Source organism: Paenibacillus kobensis NBRC 15729 (genome assembly GCF_004000825.1).
Taxonomy (GTDB): domain Bacteria; phylum Bacillota; class Bacilli; order Paenibacillales; family Paenibacillaceae; genus Paenibacillus_T; species Paenibacillus_T kobensis.
The window spans coordinates 146,705-169,478 of record NZ_BILZ01000006.1 but is presented as its reverse complement, the minus strand read 5'-3'; the positions used below and the strand labels follow the sequence as shown (position 1 = coordinate 169,478).

The window sequence follows — 22,774 nt, the reverse complement described above, 5'->3', positions numbered from 1 at the left end:
AGATGGCGATGAAGAGACTTGCCGAACAACAGGATAAGCCGCTGCCGTACAGCATTTTGCTCGTAGACGGAGATTGTGCCCTATGCCATGGGATGACGCGGTTCGCGGTTCGCAGGGACCGGGCGGTCCGGTTCCGGATCGCCGCGTTGCAATCGGATATTGGACAAAAGCTGCTGAAGGATGCCGGCCTGTCGGTGCAGCATCGTTCTTCGATGGTACTGATGGAACAAGACCGCATCTATGTGAAATCGAGCGCGGCACTTCGCGTCTTGCGCAGACTGGACGGTCTATGGCCGCTGCTCTATGCCGGCATTGTCATACCGTGTCCCGTTCGGGACTTCGGCTACGATCTGATCGCCCGCTTCCGTTATCGGCTGTTCGGCCAATCCGACATATGCATGCTGCCATCCGCAGCCGGTCCTGACCGGTTCTTGCCGGGTGGCGAGCAAATGGGGAGTGATCGCGATGCACGCGAGAAGGATGATGTGGAGCGGAGCCCGCTCCATCCTAAACCAGATTAACGATAAACCGAAACCGATCTATGTCGAGACGGTCATCGGCACCGACATGGAGTCGCTCTGGCATCACACGCAATCGCCGGAGCTGCACCAGCAGTGGGATTTGCGGTTCAGCGAGATCCATTATTTACCGAGAAATAGTGTCGATCCGACGCAATTGTTCCGGTATAAGACTAGAATTGGCTTTGGATTTCATATCGAAGGAACAGGCGAATCAGTTGCTAGCCGGCCGTCACGCAGCGGGGCAAGAACGTCAGCGCTCGTCTTCGGTTCGCAGCAGCGCATGTCTCTCATCCGCAGCGGGAGCGGCTACTGGCGGTATACGCCGGTGCAAGACGGCATCCGGTTCGCGACGGAATATGATTACGAAACGCGGTTCGGCATACTCGGACGATTGTTCGATCAAATCGTATTTCGGCCGATGTTCGGCTATGCGACCGCATGGAGTTTCGACTTGCTTAGATTATGGCTGGAGAGGGGCATTCGTCCCGCTGCGCTTATAAGGAATGCAGCAGTCCATTATATTAGCGTTGCTTTGCTCATGATTATTTGGATGTGGATGGGTTTTGTGCCGAAGCTCTTCGTGCCGGAGGGCGGCGACCTCGCACTGTTGAAAGCTTCCGGATTGTTCACAGGAGTTGAAGAAGGTGCACTGAGGCTGCTTGGCTTAATCGAGATCGTGGTTGGTTTCGCTGCGGTATGGTTTCATCGGAATAAATATAGCTGGATGCTGCAGATCGGAATGCTGACCGCGTTGACGGCAGCCGGTATTGCCGCAGAACCTGCACTGCTTGCGTCGCCTTTCAATCCAGCGATCGTCGGCGTGCCGATGCTAGGTCTAATGCTCGCGGCGCGGCTGACGATGGATGATGTACCGAGTGCAAGCCGCTGTATTCGAGAAAAAAATCGCAATCCGCGTAAAGACCGGTAAGAGGGGAGCAGCTAAACGAACGATGGCATCGATATATGAACAAGCACTAGGGGAGTCATTCCTTCAGCTTCACCCGCGCATTCGGGAACGGTTCGGCTTCTCCAGCGGCGACCGGGTCGCGTCGGTCGGCACCGGTACGATGAACCGGATCTGGCACAACCGATTCGTTGCGCTGGCATTACGGCTAGGTATGGCCCGGCATATTATGTTTCCGAACAGCGGGAATCATGTGCCGTTCACGATCGAGAATTACGCGTTCGTCGACCGGTATGGCCGCGAGACGGTGAGTTGGATTCGCAAGTTCAAATTCAAACAGGCGATTCGCCATTTCGACGCGACGATGATCTACAGCAAGCGTCGCAGCCGGATCGTCGATTATCTCGGCAATAAGCAGCATCTGGCTGTCGATTTGCAGATCAGTGCAGCGCCGAACGGCGGTATTCGAATCTTATCGGGCGAGCAGCGGTTCTATGAAGGGCCGTTCGGTTTCCGAATTCCGCGTCTGCTGACCGGTACGGCGGAAGTGACGGAATGGTTCGATGACGAATTGGACCGCTATCGCATATCCGTCTGCGTCCGAAACCCGATTATCGGAACGGTATTCCGGTACGACGGTACGTTCGAGGCACGCATGGTTGATACCTGCGAAGCCGGCATTCCGATCGATGTGTTGCCTCTGCGGGAAGAAGAGAGAGAATAGCAGGCAAGTTGATGGCCAAGCATGCGGCACTGCTTGAGCGGACCTGTCCTATCCATTATGCTTAAGACTCGGTCGATTGCGTTAATGGGTAGAAAAGGGGAGGCACGCGGCATGATCCTATGGGGAATAACAATTCTGATTGTGCTAATTGCAGCTTATGTGCTGTTGATCGTGCCGACGCGGTGGCTGCGAATCGAGCATGTGCATTATCCGGAAGCGAAGCTGGGCATTCGAATTCTGCAGATCAGCGATATTCATGCGGAGAGAACGAGGATAACACCGGAAAAGCTGGTCCATGTAATCGAAACGTTGCGGCCCGATTATATTTGCGTGACGGGCGACTTTACGGAGAAGGCTGTCCATCTGCCTAAAGTGAAACGGTATGCTGAGGCGATTGCTTCAGCGGGTATTCCGGTTTATGCCGTGCTGGGCAATCACGATTATCGGCTGGAGAGCAAGCTTCCGCAATTAATGAACCTGTTAACAGCATCCGGGTTCAAGGTGCTCGTGAACGAATCGGTTCTCGTGGACGGGCGAATGCGGTTCGTTGGGATCGACGATCACAGCTCGAGAAGAAGCAACTTCGAAGCGGCTTTCGCTCAAGTCGAGCCGAATATGCCGACTGTCGTTCTGACCCATGATCCGACGGCTGTCCTGATCATTCAAAGACCGTTCCATTATTTTATGGCAGGCCACTTCCACGGCATGCAAGTCAACATCCCGCCGCTATTCCGCTTCGTCAACAAAGGCGGGCTCGTTGAAGCTGGCGTATACAAAGGCTTGCATCATACTAGAAACGGGCCGTTCTATATTTCTGCAGGAATCGGACAGGCGGGCATTAACGCCCGGTTTCTCGTTCGAACCGAGGTTACATTGCATGAGCTATAAATCATGCACGAAATACTTGCACTTATTCAAAAGGGCTGTTCCGGTCATGAGTTGGCTGCGGAACAGCCCTTCCTTTATCTATTCGTAGTCAGCCGCCGCGGCGAGTTCGGCAATTCGTTCGTTCGCATCGCCAGCATCGTACATTCCGCCGTGATAGCAAACGACTCGATTGATATCAAACGCGGACAAGGAACGGAGTGTGCGAACCGCTTGTCCATAGTCGGCTGCAAGCTCTGGTGCCGGCAGGCTAAGCTTGCCGTCTGTTACGACTAACGCATCACAAGCGATCAGAGTACGGGATGGCATATGATAGAAGCTAATATGTCCGGGAGTGTGTCCCGGCGTATCAATGACAACAATTCCGCCTCCATAAGGAAGCTCGTCGCCGCCTTTGATCGTGCGGTGCACATTGGCGCGAGGGGGCGATTCCAGCATCGCCTTGAACGCCTTGCGCCATTGCTCCGGCACTTCAGGCGGGAACATGTGATCAATGCCCGCAAGCACTTCGTCGGTGATTTTGATCAGACGTTGTTCGCCCTGGATGTAAGGCTTCTCCAGCTCGTGAGCAAGTACGCTGACCGGATGGCTAAGATGCTGCAGCAGTCCAGGCATCCCTCCGATATGATCGATATCTTGGTGGCTTAGAATAACCGTCGTCAGCAGCTGCTCCGAGATCCCAGCGTTAGCCAGCCCTGCAATCAAGTCCTCAAGCCGTCCGGGATATCCGGCATCGATCAACACCGCCTCTTTCTCATCTGACAACAGCACCGGGTACACGGTGTCCGGCTTGCCCATTGCCATTGCCGTTACCGGCACGAAATCCAATCCGCTCGCAATGTTCACGAATCCATTCCTCCTCGATATTCAAGAGACTCTTCATTCAAAAGCAACGAAATGTGCATTTGAGAATCTTATCTTACCGAGAAGAGAAATTATCGTCAACACATAAATAATTTATTTTACCACAAAAATAATTATTTGTCAACACTCTATTAAATCTTATAATCCGTGATGTAAACGCTTAAAGTAAGCGGTTCGATTGGATCACAGCCCCTTAAAAATATGGTAAGGTAAGTTTAGCACTTTTTCATTCTGATCCTAACTCTAATCGCCAGGAGGCTTTCCGTAATGACAACTTTGAATCGTCTGCCGCGCACGACCCCAGAGCAAGCCGGCATACCAAGCAGTGCTGTGGAAGCTTTTGTTGACCAACTCGCAAGAGATCAGTTCGAAGCACACGGGTTTATGATCATACGCAACGGATGCGTTGCTGCGGAAGGCTGGTGGAAGCCGTATTCTCCGGAGCTGCCGCATCTTATATTCTCGATTACAAAAAGCTTCACGTCGACAGCTGTCGGTTTGGCCGTGCAAGAAGGCTTGCTGAGCGTTCAAGATCGCATCGCCGCTTTCTTCCCGGACAAGCTGCCGCAGCAGCCGTCTGAAAGGCTGCTTAAGATGACCGTTCACGATCTGCTCGCCATGGCAACCGGACATGACGGAGATCCGACGGAGCCAGCCATATTGGAAGGCGGCGATTGGTTGCGCGCATTTTTCGAGGCGCCGGTACCGCATGAACCAGGTACACATTTTGCCTATAATAGCGGAGCTTCGCATGTGCTTGGTTTGCTTATTGAACGAGTATCGGGTGTGCCGTTGCAACAGTTTCTGTCTGTACGTCTGCTTCAGCCGCTCGGCATCACCGTTGCGGACTGGAAGACGCTTCCGGGCGGACAGCATGCCGGCGGGTTCGGCCTCTGCATAACGCTTGAGGACGTGGCGAAGCTGGGATTGTTGTATGAACAGAAAGGCATATGGAACGGCAAGCGTTTGTTGGATGAGCAGTGGATCGAGGCTTCGGCGGCACTTCAAATCAGCAATGGAACCGAGCCAGATTCGGACTGGGCTGCCGGTTACGGCTATCAGCTGTGGCGCTGCCGTCACGGGGCATACCGGTTCGCTGGCTTGTTCGCTCAGAAATGCGTAATTATACCTTCACATCATGCCGTTATTGCCGTCAATTCGGCGGATTGGAATGAACATCTACTGCTGAATGCGATCTGGAACCATTTGCTTCCTGCGATGAGCGATCAGCCGTTGCCAGCGGATGACGCTTCAGTTGAACGTCTGCGTGATAGACTGTCGACGCTTGATATTATGGTTGGAGACAAAGAACAGTTAGAGGATGCTGTTCCATTGGAGCGTTCATATCATTTCGAGCCGAATGAAGCGGGGCTTACGTCATTGTCATTACGCAGGTCATCTGATGGCTTGACGGCTGTCTTGCACGACTCGGATGGAGAACGGGAGATCCGGTATGGAATCGGACACTGGGCTTATGCGGGCGAAGGGTTGGATTGCACAGCTGCCCGGGCTAGCTGGCTTACAGCCGATGAGCTCTGTCTTGTACAACATGAAGTTTGGACGCCTTTCAAGCTGACGATAACGATTCGTACGGATGGCTGCGAGGCTGAGCTTCATATCGTCCGCAACTTGTCATGGGCATTAGGCGGATGGCCGGATTTGAATTTGAAGATTCGAGCCACAGAGGAGCAGCTTGTGGAGTAGAGTTGCGAGCCGATCTGAATGTAAAGTTCATTGCGAAGTGGGGCAACCTGCTACTAGTGGGGAATAAAGGAGTCGAACGATGGCGGAAACGAATGACAAGCTTGATCTGGCTAAGACGGATAAGACGTATTACGGCGCTGGAAAGACTGCTCAGATCGTAGAGCTGGATGAGATCGGTTATGTATCGGTAACCGGACAAGGGTCGCCTGAAGGCGAGTTGTTCGCGTCGTCCATCGAAGCGATGTACACGGTTGCTTACGCCGTTAAAGGCCGATGCAAAGCGGCCGGTGAAGATTTTACCGTTCCGAAGCTGGAAGGCTTGTGGTGGGTGGAAGATATGTCCGTCGACCCGCTGTCCGTTCCAAGGGAGCAGTGGCTGTGGAAGCTGCTCATTCGGATGCCAGAGTTTGCCGGAGAACCATTGGTGAACGATGCACGGTCGCAGGCAGCTATGAAGAAGCAAGAGCTGGCGCGAATCGCGGACGTTCAGTACACGACGCTGAAAGAAGGAACTAGCGTGCAAATGCTGCACGTCGGGCCGTTCAGCACCGAGCCGGAAACCTTGTCCGTCATGTATCGGTTCATAGAGGATCAAGGGCTTGCGATCAATGGTCTGCATCATGAAATTTATTTGTCCGATTTCCGCAAGACGGAGCCGTCGAAGTTAAGAACGATATTGCGTTACCCGGTTCGTCCGGTATAGGCCAACGCTTAGGAGGTATTGCAATGAATGATCGATTGGCGCCATCGCTGGATCGGGCCTACATCGTGAGCCTGTTGGAGAAGCTGCTGCGAACGCCGAGCCCGAGCGGGTTTTGTATGGCGGTTATCGATCTTGTGGCAGAAGAGGCGGCCAAGCTCGGATATACGGTTGAGCGGACGCCCAAAGGGAATGGGATGATCGTCATTCCCGGTGCTTCTGATGCTGATCCGATCGGATTGACTGCACATGTCGACACGCTCGGCGCTATGGTCCGTTCGATCAAATCGGACGGTTCGCTTCGGTTCACTCCGATCGGGGGCTACGCGATGCAGACGGTCGAAGGCGAATACTGCTTGGTCCATACCCGAAGCGGCCGTACTGTAGAAGGGACCGTATTGTCAACGAAGCCTTCGGTTCATGTGTACTCGGATGCGCGTGATTGGAAGCGGGAAGAAGCGAATATGATGATTCGGCTCGATGAGCTGACCGGCTCGAAAGAGGAAACGGAGAAGCTCGGCATCGCTCCTGGCGATTTTATTTCGTGGGATCCGCGCGTTCGATTGCTGGACAACGGCTGGATCAAATCCCGGCATCTCGATGACAAGGCGAGCGTCGCAGCGCTGTTCGGCGTACTGGAATGGTTGAGAAGGGAAGGAAGAACACCGTCCCGCAACGTTACGATTATATTGTCCACGTATGAGGAAGTCGGACACGGCAATGCGTATGTGCCTCCGGATATAACGGAATTGATCGCTGTCGATATGGGGGCGATCGGCGACGATCTGTCGACGACCGAGAAGGATGTTTCGATCTGTGCCAAGGATTCGTCCGGCCCTTACGACTACGGAATGACCACGAAGCTGATTGAGCTCGCCAAGCGGGAAGGGCTTCCGTATGCGGTCGACATCTATCCGTTCTACGGCTCCGATGCCTCTGCGGCGCTTCGAGCCGGAAGCAATATCCGCGCCGCGCTGATCGGCCCGGGCGTACATGCCTCGCATGGAATGGAACGTACCCATGCCGATGCAGTCGTCAATACGGCTGCGCTGCTGCTGGCTTATATTATGGAGTAAGGTACCCGACAACAAGAAACCCGCGAAGCCATGCCGTTCATAACGAAAGGCGGTCTCGCGGGTTTTCTGGCGTGAATACTGTTTTTACTAAGCCTTAACCTGCTGTTGCTGCTTGTTGGCATTGGATTTGAACGCGGAGCTCATCCCGTTCCGATTCGGTAAGCTTCGGACAAGAGTAGCATTTGACGCCATTCGGATTTTAGAAATCGATGAAGGATCGGGATATAATAAAAGAAGACAGAAAGAAAGACAGGTGACCGATATGAACGAACGGATGAGCCGGCTTATTGGCCAAATGGCGCAGCAATCGGTGCAGACGTCGATTATTACCGATCCGAAGCATGTGTACTACTTGAGCGGTTTCCGCAGCGAGCCTCATGAGCGGTTGCTTGCATTAATCGTTGACGCTGACGGGAAGTCGAAGCTGCTCGTACCGGAGCTTGACCGGGCGGGAGCGGAAGCGGATGCTGCTGTTGATGCGATCGAATCCCATCGGGATACGGACAACGCATATAAGATCCTTGGGGCCATGCTCGGCAAGAATGCTAATGGAGAAGTCGGCGTCGAGAAGGATAAGCTGACCGTTACCCAGTACGAGAAAATAACAGCCTTCCTGCCGGATGCATCGCTAACCGGCATTGATCAAGTATTGCTTGCGATGCGCGCGGTGAAGAGCGCAGACGAAATCGACCGCATCCGCCATGCGGTGAAGTTGGTCGAACAGGTGCTGCGGGAGACGCTGCCGCTTGTTAAAGCAGGCGTCACGGAGCTTGAGCTTGCGGCGGATATTGATTACCGGATGCGCCGGATCGGCGCCGAAGGACCGTCGTTCGACACGACCGTCTTGGCAGGCGAGAAGTCGGCGCTGCCGCACGGAACGCCGGGAACGCGTCAAGTTCAAGCTGGCGAGCTGCTGTTGTTCGATATGGGCGTTTATGCGGAAGGGTACGTCTCGGATATTACACGTACATTTGCAGTAGGGGATATATCCGATGAGCTGAAGACCGTATATGAGACAGTGCTCCGCGCGAACGAGCTCGGCATTGCTGCGCTCAAGGCAGGCGTGCCGATGGCGCAGGCCGATCTCGCGGCACGGCAGCATATTGAAAGCAGAGGCTTTGGCGACAGGTTCACACACCGGCTCGGACACGGCATTGGGCTCGATATTCATGAATATCCATCGCTGCATGGCGGCAATCATGACATTTTGCAGCCTGGTATGACCGTAACGGTCGAGCCAGGTATCTATATCCCAGGTGTCGGCGGCGTGCGCATCGAAGACGATGTTCTGATTACGGGTCATGGACCCGAAACGTTGACCACATTTCCGAAGCAATTCACCGTAATAGCTGGATAGACATATACACATTAATAGCCGTTTGCCATATTACCTGGCGAGCGGCTTGTTTGTTTCCGCCCCTTGTATCGCATAATACATTAAGGAACGAATTGGAGTCTTGACATGAAACCAAATGGTTTCATATACTAAAAAGCGAAACCAAAAGGTTTCGCGTCAACGAATGACACTATAAGATAGACAGGAGATCTAATTAATGTCAAATCCAACGAAATCCCTTCCTGATGTTCGCAAAACAGTTCTGATCAACGCTCCTATCGAGAAAGTATGGAAAGCTGTCTCAACGGCAGAAGGCATCGCTGCTTGGTTTATGCCGCCGAACAACTTTCAGCCTGTAGTCGGTTTCGAATTCGTGCTTAACGCGGGACCTTTCGGCATGTCGCCATGTAAGGTGACGTTGGTTGACCCGCCGAACCGCCTGTCGTTCAACTGGGGCAAAGATTGGACGCTGACGTTCGAGCTGGCTGAGCAGGACGGCAAGACGGAATTTACGCTGATTCATGGAGGCTGGAGCGAAGATACGGTAACGGAGTTCGGCCAACCGCATGCGGTCGTACGCGAGCATATGGGCCAAGGCTGGGACGGCATCGTCGCGAAGCTGGCGAAGCAATTCGAAGGCTAATCCGATGGGACAACCATCGCCTGAGCCAAGGCCAGACGTATTCCAAGCAATCGCTGATCCGACGAGAAGACAACTGCTGCATATGCTCGGCGATCATGAGATGCCCGTAACGGCGATCTCGGGCCATTTTCCGATGTCGAGAACGGCCGTCTCCAAGCATTTGCGTATTCTGACCGATGCGGGCTTGCTCAAGGAACGGAAGGTCGGACGAGAGACGCGCTACCGTCTTGAGCCCGAGCCGCTGCTCGAGCTCAAGCGGTGGCTCTCTTATTATGAACGATACTGGGATAACAAGTTGCTTGCTCTTCAGCGGTTCGTCGAATCGGATCAGGACGAAATGTAACGGCGGTATCGTTCCGCCGTTCAACATCGTACGGATGTTGCCATTTCCACCTCCTCGTATTATGCTGGTGACGACGGATTTACGTATTGAGGAGAGAAGGAACGATGAACGATCATTTGAGTCCCTATGAAGTTACGATTGATTTGTACCGCGACTGGCTGAATACCGTGAAGGAAGTGTTCCGGGGCTCTGGCGTGGAGTTTACGGAATCGGTGACGGACGATGACCTCGCCATTGCGTATTTCGAGCAGACATCGAAGTCAGAAGAGGAAGCCGAGAAGCTAAGCGTCGATAATGAGCAGCGTCTGTTTGCCATCCAGCAGACCATCCTGGAACGGCTGGAAGATGTCATCGTCCCGGACATTCGGAAGCGAACCGGTTATGAAGGCAACCAATTTCACTTCCAATGGGTATTCCAGCAAGGAGAGCATATCGTCGAGCAATGCTCGAAGTACCGGATCCCTCTATAAAAGGAGAAAAAGGGTTGGGCCGTTCCATGGAACGGCTCAACCCTTTTTGTTGCGTGTACGCATCTCAAGGAGCATCGCACGCGTATGCCCGGCCGGAAGACGCAGCATCCATCGTTTCAACGGGCTATAACGCTGCGACGTGTAAATACCAGAATGCCATGATGCGGCATAAGCGATCATACAACTGAGCAATACGTATCCCGCGCCTTCGATACCGAACAACTCGATGCCCATTATCGTACAGGCGATCGGCGTATTGGCCGCGCCGCTGAAGACGCTGACAAGCCCGATGCCGGCTAAGAATGGAACAGAGAGATGGAGCAGCCCGGCCAAAGCGCTGCCAAGCGTCGATCCGATTACGAATAGAGGCGTTACTTCACCGCCTTGGAAGCCTGCGCCGAGCGTCACGGAGGTGAATAACGTTTTGAGTGCGAATGCGGCAGGCGATACCGCTTCCATGAACGATTCCTTCATTAAAGGCAGCCCGAGTCCGATATAGTCTCTCGTTCCAACCGCGTAGACAAGCGCGATAATAACGGTCCCGCCGACGAATGCCCGTAATACGGTGTGGGGAACGATAACGGCGAACCCTCGTTTAAGCGTATGAGTCAGTTCGCTGAACAGCATCGCTGCGAGCCCGAACAAGACAGCGGCTAGTGCAACTTGGCCAAGCAGCAGCCATGAGAATTCCGGTATTGGCCCCATCGAATAATGGGAATGTTCGATGCCCCATGCTTCGGTCACCCAACTGCCGGCGTAAGCCGATACAATGCAAGGCAGCAATGCGTTGTAACGGGCGATGCCCCCAGCAGCAAGCAGCTCGACACCGAACAGCGCTCCGGCAGCAGGCGTTCCGAAGACGGAGCCGAAGCCAGCGCTAACACCGCACATGAGGAGCGTGCTTCTCCCGGCCTGGCTTAGTTGCAGCCGCCGTCCGATGAACTCCGACAAGCTTCCGCCCATCTGGACCGCTGTCCCTTCACGGCCTGCCGATCCGCCTAACAGATGGGTCATCCAGGTGCCGATTAGCACGAGCGGAGCCATACGCAGCGGAACGGCGACATGTGTACCGCCTCCGTAGGCTTGATCGATAATTAGATTGTTGCCTTTGGCTGAATCGCCGCCGTATTTGGCATACAGCCAGCTGATGAGTGCACCTCCTGCCGGAAGCAGCCATAGCAGCCAAGGTTGACCGATGCGCGCATCCGTAACGGCATTCAATCCGAATAAAAACAGCGCTGAGGCAGAGCCTGCCATTGCGCCGGCAGCGAGGCTAAGAACCAGCCATTTGCTAATAATAATCATCCGTTTCGATCGATCCAAGCAGCATTTTCCCCTTAATTCTATGGACTATGAACCTAAAACTTCTATCAGTATAGCACGAATTTTGGATTGACGAGGCAAGAGCTGGAGCGTAGAATACTTCGTATGCGAAATATTTGTGCAATAACAATTTGTACATGAACGATTAGCAGAGAGGAGGGAGCGTCCTGGACAATCAGAACCGTCTGACCGAATTGTTCGCCTCGTTGCGCGAAGTTAACCGGGCCTTCTATAATCAGATCCATCAGAATTTGGATCAGCTTGGCGTGACAGCTGTGCAGTATATGGTGCTGAAAGTGCTGCATAATAACCCTAGAATCGGATTGTCCGAACTATCGGAGCTAATTCTGTCTACGAACAGTACAACAAGCGGAGTGATCGACCGTATGGTCAAGGCTGGCTGGGTTACTCGTGAACGGTCGGACACCGATCGCCGGTCTGTCATCCTGACGCTGACACAAGAAGGCACGGCGATATGGGAGCAATCCTACGCCATCCGGCTCCAGCAGTCGGAGCCGCTGCTTGAAATGCCCGAATCCGACCATGCCGAGTTAATAAGGATTCATCGTAACATCGTGAATATTTTACAGAAAGCAAGAGAGGGATACAGACATGAGTAATACAGCAGCACCGCTCAAAAGAGCACCGATCGTTGCTTCATTGATTCTCGCGGCGTTCGTCGCCTTGTTGGCGCAAACGTTATTGAACGTTGCCCTTCCGACGATCGAGCGCGATCTGAACATTAGCCACAATACGGTTCAATGGCTCATTACGGGCTACATGCTCGTGAACGGGATATTGATTCCGATTAGCGCCTATTTGATCGAACGGTTTACGACAAGAAGATTGTTTATTATTGCTGTCAGTTTATTTACAATCGGTACGATTCTAGGTGCGATCGCACATAATTTCGAGCTGCTGTTGATCGGCCGTATCGTTCAGGCGGCAGGCGCCGGCATTCTGATGCCGCTCATGTCGATCGTGTTCCTGACGATCTTCCCGGTAGAAGAACGCGGCAAAGCAATGGGTATGATGGGCCTTGCGATGATTTTCGCTCCTGCCGTCGGACCGACGCTGTCGGGTTGGATCGTGGAGCATCATTCGTGGCGCGTACTGTTCTACATTTTGCTGCCGCTTGCGCTGTTCAGCTTGATCTACGGCGCGTACGCCATGAAGAACGTGACGCGTAATGCGAAGACGAACTTAGACTATCTCGCCGTTGTCCTGTCGACGCTCGGCTTTGGCGGTTTGTTGTATGGATTCAGCGATGCGGGTACGGACGGTTGGGACAACTCGCGCGTATATGGTAGCTTGATTGTCGGGGTTGTCTCGCTGATCTTGTTCGTATGGCGCCAGCTTGCCGTCGCCAAGCCGATTCTGGAAATGCGCGTCTTCAAGTACGATATGTACTCGCTGACGACAGTCATCAACGTTATCATTACGATGGCGATGTTCTCCGGCATGGTGCTGCTTCCAATTTATTTGCAAAATATTCGCGGCTTCACGCCGGTTGAATCCGGTCTGCTGCTGCTGCCAGGCGCTATTCTGATGGGGATCATGTCGCCGATTACCGGGATTATCTTCGATAAAGTCGGCGCACGCTGGCTGTCGGTCGTCGGTCTGCTTATTACCGTCTTCACGACATTCGAATTCAGCAAGCTGACCGACGATACGTCGTACTCCTTCTTGCTTCTCATGTACTCGCTGCGCATGTTCGGTATGTCGATGCTCATGATGCCGATTCAGACCGCAGGCATGAACCAGCTGCCGCGCACGCTCAATGCACACGGCTCGGCCATGTCTCAGACGCTCCGTAACGTTGCGGGTGCTCTCGGTACAGCATTCCTCGTTACGATTATGACGAACAGAGCCGCTGACGAGACGAAGCGGATGATCATCGCTAACGGGGTCAATCCGGAAGATAAGACGGCGATGGCACCGATCATTCAAGAAGCGACGATTTATGGCATTAACCATTCCTTTATCGTGGCGACTTGGATGTCCATCGCGGCACTCGTTCTCGCGTTCTTCATCCGCAAGGTCAAGCCGCACGAAGAGGCTGCACCGCAAGTGCAACAGGCGAAAAGCCACGGATAATAAATCATAGATCATTAATCTCTTCGCCAGAAGGTCGAGCAGATGTCAAAAGACTCTGCTCGGCCTTTTTTTATGGTAAAGTTGAAAGAGAGTACAAGGGAAAGCTTGTAGGTCGCCTTTGTTTTCGGATTCCCCCTATTGATAATTGTTCAGAAGGAATCCGAAAACAACAGCGATCGTAAGAACATTCGCTTGCGGAGTGGCTAGTACGGGGAGGGAAACGCATGATTCTCGAAGTTGAAGTGCGCGACGAGCTGGTGAGCCGGTTAAACGAGAGCCAGCGCCAGTACTTGACGGAAGTGATGGTAAGAGGGAGAAGAACGGCTTTCGCGAACGCGATGGCGAGGCAGAAAGGATATCATATTCCGGAGGATACAGACGTCACGCAGATCGAGCAAATGTTGGACGATTGGATTTATACGGGCTATATCGATGCCGGTAAAGTGTCGCCCGATTTGAGGTGCGAATGCGGCCGTCCGCTTCGGTATCAGCATCAAGTGGAACATAAAGCCACCGGGGAACGGAAATATTTTGGCATTGAACATCTGAAAGAGCATCTTTCCATTGATGCTGCAGTCGTGTCGGCCATCAAGAAAGGATTCGATGCCGTCGACTACGAGCTGGACGAGCTGTTAGTGAAGATGAACGGAAGCTGGTCCGTCGATCCGGAGCTGCTTCTGCTTAAGCCGTTGCCGGATGATGTGCTCATGCACCGGACGCTCGATCTGCCGCTGCTGGACAAGCAGGTTCAACGTTTGCGCCAAATGCGCGCTGCAGCCATTGCGGCCAACCGGCCGCAGCCAGCCGCTCAAGAGCGCAAGCCTGCTGCCAAAGCAGAAATAGTGGCGGAGCCCTTTGATCTATTCGACTGGCAGGAAGAGACAGAGTCAAAGGCGGAAGGGGAAGGGCCAGAACCGCCGACATTCGAGTTGGACTATACGTATCATGGCAAGGTTAAGGCCTATTTGACCGGAGGCATTCAGAGTGCAAGAGTGATCTGCGAGCTGCTCATTGAAGAGCATGGCGCCAGCAACCGAAGATTTCTTACAGGGAAGCCGAAGTTGTACATGGGCGTATGTATGTTCATCGAATCGCTTGACGGCTTCAAACTGCTTGCGATTTCAGCCGAAGACCGGAATTATTGCAAGAAATAATCATAAAAGTGTGTCCAAATCATGAAAATTAGCAGAAAATTGATGAACAATACATAAAATATGTAAATTATACCTTTCTGAAAATGATTCTCATCGGTACCCTATTCTATAAAATGAATGTGGAATAGGAAGGATGGAATACCGATGATCATGTATCACAAAAACCGGCTTATGCTGCTGCTGTCAGGATGCGCAGCGCTGCTTAGCATTGTGGTATTTATTTTGACCCGGACGGTTAATCCGTTTGAACATAACAGCATGCATATGCATGGGATGGCTGCTGAGGTCGATTGGACGGGCTGGATTGATGCCGCTCAGTGGGTGCTGGTGATCGCTCCAATCGTCCTATGGTCCGCTAGCGGTTTGCTGTATGTTCGGAATAATGAGCACAAGGTGCTGCCTGTCTTGATTACGGTTACGTTAACGTTGTCGAGTATGGCCATCATTAGCGGCGGCAACGGCAGCGTGGAATTCCATTTCTCGATCTTTATGGTGCTGGCGGCAGTCGCTTATTACGAAAACATACGGCTTGTTCTCATGATGACGGTGCTGTTCGCGGTTCAGCATATTTGCGGTTATTTCTGGACGCCGCAGCTCATCTTCGGCACAAGTGAATATCCGTTCACGATGCTTGTCATTCACGCGGTATTCCTCGTTCTAACCTCGGTTGCCACAACGCTGCAGATCATGTCCAAATCCAAGCTGACGAACCGTCTGGAATCCGAGAAGCAAGCGAAGGAGCAAAGCCTGTCAGAGCTGCTGGAGTACGCCGCCGCATTATCGGACCGTATCGGCGCTGCTTCCGGAATGGTGTCGGAGCAATCCGTCGTCAACATGCAAATTAACAAAGAGATGAATGCCGCTCTTGGCAGCGTATCTTACGGACTTACCGGTCAAACTGACGCGATTAACCGCATGGAGAATAACGTGCTTCATATTCATCAATCTATAGCCGAAGCATCGCTCTCCTCGCAGAAGATGAAGGACGATGCTGTATCGACAGAGCAGTTGCTTGCTTCAGGACAAACGCAACTGACCTCGCTGCTGGAGCAGATCGAGCAATTACAGCAAGTCGTAAGGATTGCATCCGAAACGATGAGCATGCTGAAAATATCCTCAGAGAAGGCGCATGAATTAAGCAGCACCATTCAGCAGGTCGCCGCTCAGACGAACATTTTGGCGCTGAATGCATCGATCGAGGCGGTACGAGCCGGCGAGCATGGCAGAGGCTTCGCGGTCGTCGCCGATGAGATCCGCAAGCTTGCAGAGAACAGCAGAAGCGCGGCGGAACAAATTCAGGAGACGATGGACGCGATTAGGCGGGAAAGCGAGCTGACATTCCGCCAAGTAGCGGTAGGGGAAGAAGGCATCGCCCGCTCAGGCGAGCACATCGTTTCGTTCAGCCGAAGCTTTGGTCAAGTGCAGCAGGTCATTGGGCAGTTAGCCTTGTTTATTCCGACGCTGCATGAGCAGATGGACGGCATTCGGCAGCAATCCGACGGCGTATCAGAAGATATGCGGATCATTTCCAACGTTATTGACGAGGGCAGCGCTGCAATGAGACAGTTAGAAACGTTGAGCGGAGACCAACTTCGCGCTGCGGAACGGACAGATGAAGAGATACAACAAATCTATCAATTATCGCATTCCTTACGGACGAAATTTATGGATGAAGGTTAATAACAAAGGGTAATAAAAGAATGCATTATTATTCCAAATTGTATTGACGCTGGTTGCACACCATGCTAATATCGGAATAGCTTATCGATTTAGTCGGATATATAATAGTACCTTATCGACCGGATAACCGGAGACAGGACTGCAGAGATGCAGCATGTTTCCGGTTATTTTTTTGTATAGGGACTATTCATTTATTACTAGGAGGAATAACAACAATGGAATACCGCAAATTTGGACGTACGGGATTGAAAGTATCGGCAGTTAGCTTGGGAACGATGGCGTTCGGCCGTTGGATCGACGAGGAAGCATCGGCAACGATTCTCGATGCGGCGCTGGACAGCGGAATTAACCTGGTCGACACGGCGAACGTGTATGGCGAAGGCGCTTCGGAAGAAATTTTGGGCAACTTGCTGAAAGCCCGCCGCCAAAACATCGTGCTAGCGACCAAAGTGCATGGCAAAGTCGGTTTGGGACCGAATGACGGCGGACAAAGCCGCTACCACATTTTCCGTGCGGTGGAGGACAGCTTGCGCCGATTGAAAACGGACTATATCGATCTGTATCAAGTACACCGGTTCGATCCGAACACGCCGCTCGAAGAAACGCTTCGCGCGCTGGATGATCTGGTCCGCCAAGGCAAAGTTCGTTATATCGGCGCTTCGAATTTCGCAGCTTGGCAATTGGCGAAAGCGCATGGCATCAGTGCACAGCACGGTCTGGAACGGTTCGAGAGCTTGCAGCCGGAGTACAGCCTTATCTCCCGCGAGATCGAGCGTGAAATCGTACCGTTCGTTCAATCGGAGCAAGTAGGCGTCATCGTATACAGCCCACTGGGCAGAGGCGTGCTGTCCGGAAAGTATAAGGAGGGCGAGGCGCCGCCAGCGGGCTCGAGACTGGCTGCCGGCGAACAACGGCTGGAGCAGCTGCTGAAGAAGAATGCGCTGGCGGTTGCGGATGCCATTAAGCCGCTTGCCCAGCAGAATGGACTGACATCTGCCCAATATGCCCTGTCTTGGGTGCTGAGCCGTCCAGGCATTACATCGGCCATTCTCGGCGCTTCGAAGCTCGAGCATATTACCGAGGCGGCGAAGGCGTGGAACGTGAGGTTGAGCGAAGAAGATTTGAAGCAAGCGGACGATGCAACGGAGCGGGTCCGGGTGAGCGATAAAGTTCTTTTGCCATAATCATTCTATAGATTTCTACCCTGCCAAGGAAGATATCGTAGCTAACCCCTATCGATATCTTCTTTTTTATTAAACTTTCCGGGGGTGCGCATATGGCAAGTGTGAGCATTAAACATTTGTACAAAAAATACGGCAAAGAGAAACACGCCGTAGTTGAGGATTTCGATCTTGAAATTAAGGACAAAGAGTTTATTGTGTTCGTCGGTCCTTCAGGCTGCGGCAAATCGACGACGCTTCGGATGATTGCAGGTTTGGAGGATATTACGGAGGGAGAAATCTATATCGGTGATCAGCTTGTGAACAAGCTGCCTCCGAAAGATAGGGACATCTCCATGGTGTTCCAGAACTATGCGCTTTATCCGAACCTGTCCGTCTATGAGAACATTGCATTCGGACTTCGCATGCGCAAGCTGCCGAAGCATGAGATCGATCTTGCGGTCAAGCAAGCGAGCCGTGTGCTCGAGATCGAGCAATATTTAAGCCGCAAGCCGAAGGATCTGTCCGGCGGACAACGGCAGCGCGTTGCGTTGGGCCGTGCGATCGTCCGCAATCCGAAGCTGTTCCTGATGGACGAACCGTTGTCTAATCTGGATGCGAAGCTGCGTTCGACGATGCGGATGGAAATCACGAAGCTTCATAAGCGGCTTGGTACGACGTTTATATTCGTCACACACGATCAAGTAGAAGCGATGACGATGGCGGACCGCATCGTCGTTATGAAAGGCGGCGTCATTCAGCAATGCGATACGCCGGAGAATGTCTACTCCAAGCCGGCTAATACATTTGTAGCCGGGTTTATCGGTTCACCTCAGATCAATTTCATCGAAGGCAAAATTGTAGAGAATGCGCTCGGTCACCTGGAATTCAGAACGACGCGGCTGCTGCTCAAGATTCACGAAACAACAGAGGCTATTTTGCGGCGTAATAACCAAGTAAACAAGTATGTCATACTCGGAATTAGACCGGAGCATATCAAGCTGGAAGGTCTTTATTCCGAGACGGTTATTACCGGCATTTATAAAGATAACGAGCTGATGGGCGCCGACCGGTTTCTTTATCTGGACATCGGACAAGAGAAGCCGCTTATCGTCCGGGTCGAGCCGGAAAATCAGTTCAATGAAGACGAGAAGCTGAAGGTAGAGCTGGACTTGTCGAAGGCTCACTTTTTCCATAAGGAAACGGGTGTCCGGTTGACTGATTGACCGGTTGCGCGCAGCGAGGGAGGTGGCGTCGATTCATGGAAAGCAGAAAGCTGCATGCCGTTTGGGCTGCATTAGGTATATCGGCTGTCGCGCTGCTGTCGTCCTGCGGCAATGATCCCGCTCTGGAAGCAAGCAGTGCGCCGGCTGACGGCGGGCAACCGTTCGAGAAGCTGGATAATGCGTTCGCATTCGAGACAGACCGTTATTATGGAGATGTACTTGCGGAATGGATTAAGCACGGTGTTGCAGGAGCTAAAGAGGCGATCAAAGTGCAAGGTGCGGCAGCTGTACGGGTATCGAATACTGCCGAGATTAAGCCGGGCTCCTATGAAGGAAAGAACAACGTTCTGTTATGGCAGACGCAGGACGAGGGATGGATTGAATATGAGATCGATGCGGCAGAGGACGCTCTATATGAAATTCAAGTAGCGTACAATCCGCTTAAGGATACCGGCAGCAAGCGGCCGATTCAATGGGATGTGCTGATCGACGGCAAAAGGCCGTACCGCGAAGCTTCGACGGCATCGTTGTACCGGTCATGGGAGGACGTTCGTCCAATCGTCCAGAATTCTGACGGGGACCAAATCCGTCCGCGTTCGATCGACGTGTCCCCATGGAGCCAGCAGCCGCTGATCGATTCGGGCGGCGCTTATGACGGCCCGCTGCAATGGCATCTAACGCCTGGCAAGCATAAGATACGACTTGAAGGCTTCGATCCTGTCGCGATCGACAGTCTGACGCTGACGGCACCGCAGCACGTTCCATCGTATGAGCAAGTTCTCCAGTCGTACGGTACAGCGCCTGCGATCAGCGGCGCACCTATTACGATCGAAGCGGAGCAATTTACATCGAAGAACGATACGGCGATCAAGCTGTTCTCAGATAAAGATGATCGTACGGTACCGCGGTATACGGGACGCATCACGTACAACACGGTAGGCGGTCAGCGCTGGCTGGAGCAAAACCAAGAAATTACGTGGACGGTCGACGTGCCGGAGGACGGCTTATACAAGCTCGGGTTCCGTGCGCTGCAAAATACGATCGCACAGAAGACGTCATTTCGAACGATCAAGATCGACGGCAAAGTTCCGTTCGAGCCGTTCCAGGCGTACGGTTTTCCGTACTCGGCTTCGTGGCAAGGGATCGAACTGCATGACGATGCGGGCAAACCGTACTTGGTGAAGCTTGCGAAGGGCAAACATACCTTGTCGCTTGCGGTGACGCAATCGCCGGTTAAGCCGATTATCGTCGATCTGGAGAAGCTGCTCGCGCACCTCGATTCCGTTGATTGGGATTTGCGGATGGTGACGGGCAATAAGGCGAACAGCAAACGGACGCTGGACCGCAACCGCACCTGGAATATGGAACAAGACTTTCCTGGCATTACGGATAAAATATCGGTCGCCGCCGAAGCGATGGGCGAACTGGCGGACCGTGTAGAGAAAGCGAACGGCAACAAGGATTCAATCAGTCAAGGGCTGCATTCATCGGCGAAAGATTTGAAGTCGCTGCTCGGCAAGCCCGAAGAAATTCCATACAACATTGATCAGATCTCATCCATGCGGGAGAAGCTTGCGACCTTTATGGACACGTTGTCCAAACAAGCGCTTCAGCTGGATGAGATTTATGTGACGCCGGAGAAGACGCCTGTCCCGAGCATGGTGGCAAGCGTGTTCGACCGTATGTGGGGGACCGTCCAGAACTTCGGCTACTCGTTCGATACGAGAGACAGTCTGAAAGATATGGATAAACGGAAGCTGAACATTTGGGTACAGCGCGGCCGCGACTATGTCGACCAGCTGCAGCAGCTGGCCGATGAATCATTCACACCGGAGACCGGAATCGAAGTGAAAGTCAATCTGCTGCCGAATCCCGAGTTGCTGCTCATGTCGAATGCGGCAGGCGTACAGCCGGACATCGCGCTTGGATTGACGCAGGACTTGCCAGTTGATTATGCGATCCGCGGCACACTCGTCGACTTGTCGAAGCTCAGCGGTTTTAACAAGCTGTATCCGAATTATAGCCCCGGTTCGTGGCTACCGCTTTATTACAACGGCGGCTATTACGGAGTGCCGGAAACGCAATCGTTCCAAGTGCTTTATTACCGGAAGGATTTGCTGCAAAGACTGAATATGAAGGTACCTCAGACTTGGGATGACGTATACGATCTGCTGCCGACCTTGCAGCAGAACGATATGAACTTCTACGTCAATCCGAAGGAATATGCCACTTACTTCTATCAGCACGGCGTTGAGTTCTACGAGCCGGGCGGCAAGCAGACAGGGCTTGATTCCCCTGCCGGCTACCAAGCGTTCAAACAGTGGACGAATCTGTTCAACACGTATGCGCTGGAGAGGGAGGTTCCAAGCTTCTATCAGCACTTCCGCGACGGCTCGATGCCGATCGGTATTTCGGACTACAACATGTACGTCCAGCTGTCGGCGGCAGCGCCGGAGCTGAACGGCAGATGGGGCATCGCGCTTCTGCCTGGCGTCAAGCAGGCGGACGGCACCATTGCCCGATGGGCGGGCGGCGGCCAGAGAACCGGCGTCATATTCAAAAAGTCGGAGAAGCAGGAAGAAGCGTGGAAATTCCTTCAATGGTGGTTGTCCGCCGATGTGCAGACGCAGTACGGTTCGGACTTGGAAGCGATGAACGGCGTTGCATTCCGCTGGAACACCTCCAATATTCAAGCGTTCACCAATCTTCCATGGAAGCGGGAAGACGCAGCCGTCATTCTCGAGCAGTGGAAATGGTACAAAGATATCCCGAACGTGCCGGGAGGCTACTTTTTGGAGCGCGAATTGAACAATGCTTGGCAGCGTTCAGTCGTTCAGACGGCCAACTATATGTCATCGCTCGAGGAAGCGGTCCGGGATATCGACCGGGAGCTGCTCCGCAAGCAGCAGGAGTTCGGATTTGCAGACAAACAGGGCAATTCGATCAAGCAGCTCGACGTTCCGGTCGTCAATCAACCTTGGGAAGGAGGCAGCCGGAATGCTAAGTAAAGCATGGTCGTACCGAACTTCATATTTGTTCATCACTCCGTTTCTCATTTGCTTTATTCTGTTCATCGTCTTGCCGATCATTGCTTCCGTCGGCTTGAGCTTCACCTACTACAATGGTATCGAGCGGCCCAGGTTCATTGGGTGGAGCAACTTTCAATATTTGATTGCTCAGGACATGCTGTTTCTCAAATACGCCTTGCCGAACACGTTCAAATTCGCGATAGTCGTCGGTCCCGGGGGATATGCAGCCGCCTTCTTGCTGGCGTGGCTCATATCCCGGCTGCGGGGAAGCTACCGCAAATGGGTGGCGCTGGCGATGTATACCCCGTCGCTAACGATCGGTACGGCGATGACGATTATATGGCTGCCGCTGTTGTCGGGCGACCGGATCGGTTATTTGAACAGCTTCCTGCTCCGAATCGGCTTCATCGATGTGCCGAAGCTGTGGGTGACGAAACCGGAATTACTCATGAATTCCATGATTGTTGTGACGCTCTGGTCGAGCATGGGGGTCGGGTTTCTTGCCATGCTGGCCGGAATCCTGAACGTCGACAGGACGCTGTACGAAGCAGGCAGGATCGACGGAATTCGCAATCATCTGCAGGAGCTGTGGTTCATTACGATCCCGTCCATGAAACCGCAGATGCTGTTCGGCGCCGTAATGGCGATCGTAACGACATTCAAGACAGGAGCAATCGGCGTCGAGCTGTCGGGGCAAAATCCGACGCCGCAATATGCGGGTCATCTTATCGTTAACCATATTAACGATTATGGGTTTATCCGGTTCGAAATGGGGTACGCGTCGACGATTTCCGTATTCCTTCTTATCTTTATGTATTTCGCGAACAAGCTTAGCTGGAAATTGTTCGGCTCGAAGGAGGAGTAGCTTCTGAGAACGTCGGGACTTGCCGCCAGAATCGGCTTTAATACGTTCATGCTCGCCATCTCGGTGCTGA

21 protein-coding genes are annotated in these 22,774 nt (G+C 53.0%); 19 read left to right on the top strand and 2 right to left on the bottom strand.

What is annotated here, in order from left to right:
- Positions 1-2: 2 nt before the first annotated feature.
- From PKO01S_RS06435 to PKO01S_RS06420, 4 genes are all read left to right on the top strand, one after another.
- Entirely contained in the window at positions 3-521 is a 519-nt protein-coding gene (locus PKO01S_RS06435) for a thiol-disulfide oxidoreductase DCC family protein (protein ID WP_246070460.1), read from the top strand.
- Positions 466-1,449 (top strand): DoxX-like family protein, encoded by a 984-nt coding sequence (locus PKO01S_RS06430; protein ID WP_246070459.1) that lies wholly within the window; start codon positions 466-468, stop codon positions 1,447-1,449. Before PKO01S_RS06435 ends, PKO01S_RS06430 begins: the two co-directional genes overlap by 56 nt.
- A 22-nt stretch (positions 1,450-1,471) precedes the next feature.
- Positions 1,472-2,149 carry a DUF4166 domain-containing protein gene (locus PKO01S_RS06425; RefSeq protein WP_127530482.1) on the top strand — a complete coding sequence of 226 codons (678 nt, stop codon included), beginning with the start codon at positions 1,472-1,474 and terminating at the stop codon, positions 2,147-2,149.
- A 111-nt stretch (positions 2,150-2,260) separates the two neighbouring features.
- Positions 2,261-3,037 (top strand): metallophosphoesterase, encoded by a 777-nt coding sequence (locus tag PKO01S_RS06420; RefSeq protein ID WP_127530481.1) that lies wholly within the window; start codon positions 2,261-2,263, stop codon positions 3,035-3,037.
- Positions 3,038-3,115: 78 nt separating this feature from the next.
- Here PKO01S_RS06420 and PKO01S_RS06415 read toward each other — a convergent pair whose 3' ends face one another.
- Entirely contained in the window at positions 3,116-3,880 is a 765-nt protein-coding gene (locus tag PKO01S_RS06415) for an MBL fold metallo-hydrolase (RefSeq protein ID WP_127530480.1), read from the bottom strand.
- A 285-nt stretch (positions 3,881-4,165) separates the two neighbouring features.
- Between PKO01S_RS06415 and PKO01S_RS06410 the strand changes: the two genes are divergently transcribed.
- The 7 genes from PKO01S_RS06410 to PKO01S_RS06380 all read left to right on the top strand — a co-directional run bounded on the left by PKO01S_RS06410 (position 4,166) and on the right by PKO01S_RS06380 (position 10,170).
- On the top strand, positions 4,166-5,602 hold the full coding sequence (locus PKO01S_RS06410) for a serine hydrolase domain-containing protein (protein ID WP_127530479.1): 1,437 nt from the start codon (positions 4,166-4,168) through the stop codon (positions 5,600-5,602).
- A gap of 79 nt (positions 5,603-5,681) precedes the next feature.
- Entirely contained in the window at positions 5,682-6,305 is a 624-nt protein-coding gene (locus PKO01S_RS06405) for a GyrI-like domain-containing protein (protein ID WP_127530478.1), read from the top strand.
- A gap of 23 nt (positions 6,306-6,328) precedes the next feature.
- Complete coding sequence (locus PKO01S_RS06400) at positions 6,329-7,378, top strand: M42 family metallopeptidase (RefSeq protein WP_127530477.1); 1,050 nt, start codon at positions 6,329-6,331, stop codon at positions 7,376-7,378.
- 262 nt (positions 7,379-7,640) lie between these two features.
- A complete protein-coding gene (locus tag PKO01S_RS06395; RefSeq protein ID WP_127530476.1) occupies positions 7,641-8,735 on the top strand; it encodes a M24 family metallopeptidase in 1,095 nt (364 codons plus the stop codon).
- A 196-nt stretch (positions 8,736-8,931) separates the two neighbouring features.
- Entirely contained in the window at positions 8,932-9,357 is a 426-nt protein-coding gene (locus PKO01S_RS06390; protein ID WP_127530475.1) for an SRPBCC family protein, read from the top strand.
- A 4-nt stretch (positions 9,358-9,361) separates the two neighbouring features.
- Entirely contained in the window at positions 9,362-9,700 is a 339-nt protein-coding gene (locus PKO01S_RS06385) for an ArsR/SmtB family transcription factor (protein ID WP_127530474.1), read from the top strand.
- 104 nt (positions 9,701-9,804) lie between these two features.
- Positions 9,805-10,170: a hypothetical protein gene (locus PKO01S_RS06380; protein WP_127530473.1), complete on the top strand. Its 366-nt coding sequence runs from the start codon at positions 9,805-9,807 to the stop codon at positions 10,168-10,170.
- Positions 10,171-10,206: 36 nt separating this feature from the next.
- Here PKO01S_RS06380 and PKO01S_RS06375 read toward each other — a convergent pair whose 3' ends face one another.
- Positions 10,207-11,493, bottom strand: a complete 1,287-nt coding sequence (locus PKO01S_RS06375) for a chloride channel protein (RefSeq protein WP_246070458.1) — start codon at positions 11,491-11,493, stop codon at positions 10,207-10,209.
- 194 nt (positions 11,494-11,687) lie between these two features.
- Here PKO01S_RS06375 and PKO01S_RS06370 point away from each other — a divergent pair, with 194 nt between their 5' ends.
- From PKO01S_RS06370 to PKO01S_RS06335, 8 genes are all read left to right on the top strand, one after another.
- Positions 11,688-12,113, top strand: coding sequence for a MarR family winged helix-turn-helix transcriptional regulator (locus tag PKO01S_RS06370; RefSeq protein ID WP_127530472.1), 426 nt, complete (start codon positions 11,688-11,690; stop codon positions 12,111-12,113).
- Positions 12,106-13,590, top strand: coding sequence for a DHA2 family efflux MFS transporter permease subunit (locus PKO01S_RS06365; RefSeq protein WP_127530471.1), 1,485 nt, complete (start codon positions 12,106-12,108; stop codon positions 13,588-13,590). Before PKO01S_RS06370 ends, PKO01S_RS06365 begins: the two co-directional genes overlap by 8 nt.
- Positions 13,591-13,814: 224 nt before the next feature.
- Entirely contained in the window at positions 13,815-14,744 is a 930-nt protein-coding gene (locus PKO01S_RS06360) for a DUF3895 domain-containing protein (protein WP_127530470.1), read from the top strand.
- A gap of 144 nt (positions 14,745-14,888) precedes the next feature.
- Complete coding sequence (locus tag PKO01S_RS06355; protein ID WP_164779508.1) at positions 14,889-16,424, top strand: methyl-accepting chemotaxis protein; 1,536 nt, start codon at positions 14,889-14,891, stop codon at positions 16,422-16,424.
- A gap of 215 nt (positions 16,425-16,639) precedes the next feature.
- Complete coding sequence (locus PKO01S_RS06350) at positions 16,640-17,608, top strand: aldo/keto reductase (RefSeq protein WP_127530468.1); 969 nt, start codon at positions 16,640-16,642, stop codon at positions 17,606-17,608.
- A 92-nt stretch (positions 17,609-17,700) separates the two neighbouring features.
- Positions 17,701-18,810, top strand: a complete 1,110-nt coding sequence (locus PKO01S_RS06345) for an ABC transporter ATP-binding protein (protein WP_127530467.1) — start codon at positions 17,701-17,703, stop codon at positions 18,808-18,810.
- A gap of 35 nt (positions 18,811-18,845) precedes the next feature.
- Entirely contained in the window at positions 18,846-21,818 is a 2,973-nt protein-coding gene (locus PKO01S_RS06340) for an extracellular solute-binding protein (RefSeq protein WP_127530466.1), read from the top strand.
- The gene (locus PKO01S_RS06335) at positions 21,808-22,704 is read left to right on the top strand and encodes a carbohydrate ABC transporter permease (RefSeq protein ID WP_127530465.1); all 897 of its coding nucleotides are present in this window, start codon (positions 21,808-21,810) and stop codon (positions 22,702-22,704) included. The genes PKO01S_RS06340 and PKO01S_RS06335 overlap by 11 nt, the downstream gene beginning before the upstream one ends.
- Positions 22,705-22,774 lie beyond the last annotated feature (70 nt).

Bases quoted from the DNA above. Each gene is read 5' to 3' on its own strand.
- PKO01S_RS06425 (WP_127530482.1), top strand. From the start codon at position 1,472: ATGGCATCGATATATGAACAAGCACTAGGGGAGTCATTCCTTCAGCTT.
- PKO01S_RS06350 (WP_127530468.1), top strand. From the start codon at position 16,640: ATGGAATACCGCAAATTTGGACGTACGGGATTGAAAGTATCGGCAGTT.
- PKO01S_RS06365 (WP_127530471.1), top strand. From the start codon at position 12,106: ATGAGTAATACAGCAGCACCGCTCAAAAGAGCACCGATCGTTGCTTCA.
- PKO01S_RS06420 (WP_127530481.1), top strand. From the start codon at position 2,261: ATGATCCTATGGGGAATAACAATTCTGATTGTGCTAATTGCAGCTTAT.
- PKO01S_RS06400 (WP_127530477.1), top strand. From the start codon at position 6,329: ATGAATGATCGATTGGCGCCATCGCTGGATCGGGCCTACATCGTGAGC.
- PKO01S_RS06390 (WP_127530475.1), top strand. From the start codon at position 8,932: ATGTCAAATCCAACGAAATCCCTTCCTGATGTTCGCAAAACAGTTCTG.
- PKO01S_RS06430 (WP_246070459.1), top strand. From the start codon at position 466: ATGCACGCGAGAAGGATGATGTGGAGCGGAGCCCGCTCCATCCTAAAC.
- PKO01S_RS06385 (WP_127530474.1), top strand. From the start codon at position 9,362: ATGGGACAACCATCGCCTGAGCCAAGGCCAGACGTATTCCAAGCAATC.
- PKO01S_RS06360 (WP_127530470.1), top strand. From the start codon at position 13,815: ATGATTCTCGAAGTTGAAGTGCGCGACGAGCTGGTGAGCCGGTTAAAC.
- PKO01S_RS06435 (WP_246070460.1), top strand. From the start codon at position 3: ATGGCGATGAAGAGACTTGCCGAACAACAGGATAAGCCGCTGCCGTAC.
- PKO01S_RS06355 (WP_164779508.1), top strand. From the start codon at position 14,889: ATGATCATGTATCACAAAAACCGGCTTATGCTGCTGCTGTCAGGATGC.
- PKO01S_RS06380 (WP_127530473.1), top strand. From the start codon at position 9,805: ATGAACGATCATTTGAGTCCCTATGAAGTTACGATTGATTTGTACCGC.
- PKO01S_RS06405 (WP_127530478.1), top strand. From the start codon at position 5,682: ATGGCGGAAACGAATGACAAGCTTGATCTGGCTAAGACGGATAAGACG.
- PKO01S_RS06340 (WP_127530466.1), top strand. From the start codon at position 18,846: ATGGAAAGCAGAAAGCTGCATGCCGTTTGGGCTGCATTAGGTATATCG.
- PKO01S_RS06410 (WP_127530479.1), top strand. From the start codon at position 4,166: ATGACAACTTTGAATCGTCTGCCGCGCACGACCCCAGAGCAAGCCGGC.
- PKO01S_RS06335 (WP_127530465.1), top strand. From the start codon at position 21,808: ATGCTAAGTAAAGCATGGTCGTACCGAACTTCATATTTGTTCATCACT.
- PKO01S_RS06345 (WP_127530467.1), top strand. From the start codon at position 17,701: ATGGCAAGTGTGAGCATTAAACATTTGTACAAAAAATACGGCAAAGAG.
- PKO01S_RS06395 (WP_127530476.1), top strand. From the start codon at position 7,641: ATGAACGAACGGATGAGCCGGCTTATTGGCCAAATGGCGCAGCAATCG.